The organism is Acinetobacter sp. WCHA39 (assembly GCF_002165385.1).
In the GTDB taxonomy this organism is placed as follows: domain Bacteria; phylum Pseudomonadota; class Gammaproteobacteria; order Pseudomonadales; family Moraxellaceae; genus Acinetobacter.
In genome coordinates, this window is record NZ_NHRP01000066.1 from 1 (window position 1) to 3,739 (window position 3,739).

General features: G+C 42.7%; 4 protein-coding genes. 2 read left to right on the plus strand and 2 right to left on the minus strand.

Annotated elements, in window-relative coordinates:
- A partial coding sequence (locus CDG56_RS16435; protein ID WP_087548434.1) for a MobA/MobL family protein occupies positions 1–1,335 on the plus strand: 1,335 nt, incomplete at its 5' end.
- Here the strand turns inward: CDG56_RS16435 and repM are convergent.
- Entirely contained in the window at positions 1,322–2,260 is a 939-nt protein-coding gene (repM, locus tag CDG56_RS16440) for a replication initiation protein RepM (protein WP_074163981.1), read from the minus strand. The genes CDG56_RS16435 and repM overlap by 14 nt on opposite strands.
- 508 nt (positions 2,261–2,768) lie before the next feature.
- Positions 2,769–3,041 (minus strand): hypothetical protein, encoded by a 273-nt coding sequence (locus CDG56_RS16445; protein WP_074163980.1) that lies wholly within the window; start codon positions 3,039–3,041, stop codon positions 2,769–2,771.
- 282 nt (positions 3,042–3,323) lie between these two features.
- Here CDG56_RS16445 and CDG56_RS16450 point away from each other — a divergent pair.
- Positions 3,324–3,739, plus strand: a 416-nt coding sequence (locus tag CDG56_RS16450; protein WP_171295179.1) for a MobA/MobL family protein, incomplete at its 3' end; no start/stop codon positions are given.

A 3,739-nucleotide genomic window follows, 5' to 3' on the forward strand; every position in this document is an offset into this window, starting at 1 on the left:
CTATGTCAATCCTTAGTCAAAGGACATGGCGTGGCGGTGGACGTAGCGATACATGCTCCTCATATCGCAGGGGGGAGTGATGATAGAAACTTCCATGCCCATATATTGATGACCACTCGAACCGCCACAGGGCAAGGCTTAGGGGGGAAAGTCAGAGAGCTAGACAGACACTCAACGCTGAAGAAAATCAGGGAGGAAGTAGCTGATCTCACAAATCGCCATCTTGCAGCCGCAGGCTTGGATCTAACTGTTGATCATCGTAGTCATGAGGACAGAGGATTGATGATAGAGCCGACCATCAAAGAGGGGATAGAAGCCACACATGCAAAGCGAAAGGGCAAGGAGATGGAGATCGTTAAGCGTAATGATGAAATCAAGCAGCGCAATTCAAAGGCTGAAAACCTTGATATGTCTATATTTGAAACTGAAACAGGACTGGAGGAGCTACAACAGCAGCAACTGGAGGCGGCAGTGGATGAAGCCCCCGCAGTCTATACGGCAGCACAGCAAGCACTGTATGAGCATCAGCAGCACCGCCAGACGCTTTTAGATCAATACATGCAATCAAGGAGCGGGGATACTGATAAAGTCGCCGAGCATCGCTTTTACAGCGCATTACAGAGCGATATAGACCGTCTTCAGCTTGATAGGTTAATTAGGGAGGGGAAAGAGGCTGAGGTGCTCTTGCGTGAAATTGGTGAGCCTCTACCTCCTCCGATCAAGATTAAAAAAGGATGGTTTAGCTCTGAACTATTTAGCTTTGATGACATGCTCAAACAGTACGAGACAGACCAGTCGAGCCTTGCTGTCTATCATGCTGAAATTAGAGAGGAAATGCAGGCACAGCAGCAGAAAGAGCGAGAGCGACAACAGGAAGCCAAACGCAAAGAAGAGGATAGAGAGAAGCAGAAACAGGCGTATGAACGCTATCTATCAAAATACGGCTATGTGAAAGATGCTGAGTATGACCATGTTAGTGACAGTGTTGGTTGGGAGCTATCAACCTACACACGTTTGCAGGCGCAAGCATGGGCAAGAAACGATATGCAAGAGTATGCAAGGTGTTCAAAGGAAAAATACGAACAGATCAGCGATAAAATAGCCCGCGAGCGTGACTTGAAAAAAATTGAGCAAGTGAGCTATATCCTCGATAAGGACAAACAGGCACTTATTGATATTTCACCTCAGTTAAAACTCTACCACGATCAGATGCAGCAGGCTATTAATCAAAGGAAAATCTCAATTGAGAATGAGCGGCAGCCGACATTTAAGCCGTTCAGCTATGAACATGAACAGCCTAAGCAGAAAAAAGGCAATGACTTCACTTTTGACTAAAGCCAAGCTGAACTAAAAGCGGGTAAAAAGTTCTAAATTTTTCAGGTTCTAAAAGCATATCAGCAATACGAATAGCAAATTGCTGATAGCTTTCAGTACCTTGTGAATACTTAGACATTTCAGGCATCTCAGACATTTTATTAGCAAACAAATGGCGTTGTGCATCGGTCATTTTGATAAAAAAATCAGGTGTGTTTGGATCTCGTTTCGGATCGATTGGTTTTTCAATTTTTGGTTGTTGTTTTTGCTTGAATTTAAAAGAAAAACCAGTGATCGAACGCCCTGTTTTATGTTGCTCAACCTTGATTGTAATGTCTGTATGCTCATTTACATTTTTGATTGCAGGGTCTAAAACACGTTTTTTAAAATCGTGCATACGACTGTATTCAGTTTCTAAAACACCAAGTTTTTGTCTGAAATCCGACAGTTCAATTACTGGTGTTTTTCCAGTGCTACGCCATGCGATTAGTAGCTCATACAAGCGCACAGCATAAGCAGTGGTTAAACCACTAATTTGCTTTAGTTCGTAGCTTGTAAATTGCTCCTCAAGCCGTGTAATAAAAGGGATGATAGCTGGCGCAAAAATCAAATTCACGGTTGCACCATCGTCCATATAACCGATTTGTGATACCCAACGGCTCATCTGATTGATAACCTTGCCTTTCGGAGATAACTCTTGGTAGCTAAATTGACGTGCAAACAAGTCCTTACAGGCATCTTTCAGAGCTTGATAGGCTGTATTGCGATGTACACCAAAGTGATTGATATAGCTTTCAGCATGGATAAATAAGGGGTCATTGGCATTAATCCCCCGCCCCGATTCTCTTGCCTCGACAATCGCCAACAGTATCAGTCGCTGTTCAACTAAATCTAGATTGTAACTGGCATTGATTAGAGCATTATCTTTGACGACTAATTCTTTCATGACGCAACACTTTATTATGTCTTTAAGACGACATTATTATATTGTGTCGTTAATTGCAAGGTAAGTGTCGTCTTAAATACTGTTATAATGCAAGGTAAGTGTCGTCTTATTGCAAGGTAAGTGTCGTCTTTTAACTTCTGAAAGCATTGCTATTAAAGGCTTACAGGCGAGCTAAAAGCATTTAAAAGCTTTTTTATTATTAAAAGCCTATTTTCATACGAAAATTGCCCTATGTTTTCGCTAAAGCTCAAACTTTTTTGACTTCACTTCGTTACGTCAGGGACAATTTTTAGCAAACACCATCAGGAATACTTGAAAAAGCAAAAGCAACTATGGCTTTCGCTGTCGCTCAAGGCTTTTTTAAAAGCAAAAGCGCACAAAAATAGGCACTTTCTAGGGTCAAAAGTCGAAAAAGCGGTTTTTCAGAGGGTAAAGGGGCGAAATTTGGCTTGTTCACTCGTAGACACTCGTTCTGTAAGATCATCAATTGTTTAGATATTTTTAAAAATCACGGCTGAAAAAGATATTTATCCTTTTCTCTGACTATCAGCATAAAATCTGGGTGTTCAGCTAAAAATTTTTCAACGTCTTTATCGTACTTTTTAAGCAGATAAGCCCCTATAAGAATTTTCCGTTTTGTATCTTCTGATCGTGCCTGCTTTTGATCTCTACCTTTGATAACAGCATCGGCTAAGTCCTGCCTTGCTTTTTTCTGTCTATCCAGTTTTTCTAGCTCTGTTTCCACTTTTTGCTTCAGCTCATTAGCCGTTTTTTTGCTCACTTTGCACCTGGTGAATATCAACCTATTTCCCGAAGTATGCCCCACCTAAGACATGAAAAATGCTCTACTTCAAAAACTCGACTTATATCCAAAAATCGAGCGTAGCGAGCAAAATCCAAAAACAGCTCAAAGCCTTATCGCTCTTGCTTTTGCTTTTAGCCTCGCAGAGTTCCCAAAGGGCGCACTTACGCAAAATCGGAGATTTTGCAAGTTGCGGTCAGGGGAGACCCCCGACACCCCACCGCCCAACAAGTTGGGCGGCTGTTAGTAAAAGGTGAGCCAGTGGCAATTTATCATTGTTCAATTCAGAATATTTCGAGGTCAGATGGTCGCTCGATTGTGGCGTGTGCAGCGTATCGGGCAGGTGAAAAACTTGAATGCGATACATACGGGAAAACGCAGGACTACACCCGAAAAACTGGCATCGAGTACACCCAAATATTTGCACCCGATGGAGCAAATCCCGACTTGCTTAACCGTCAAAACCTGTGGAATCAGGCAGAGCAATCCGAACTAAAAAAAGATGGAAGTATCAAGCAAGAGGCACGGCTTGCAAAAGAGATAGAAATCGCCTTACCACATGAACTTAATAAGCGGCAGCGGCAGGCACTTGTTACAGAGCTATGTCAATCCTTAGTCAAAGGACATGGCGTGGCGGTGGACGTAGCGATACATGCTCCTCATATCGCAGGGGGGAG

Bases quoted from the DNA above. Each gene is read 5' to 3' on its own strand.
- repM (WP_074163981.1), bottom strand. From the start codon at position 2,260: ATGAAAGAATTAGTCGTCAAAGATAATGCTCTAATCAATGCCAGTTAC.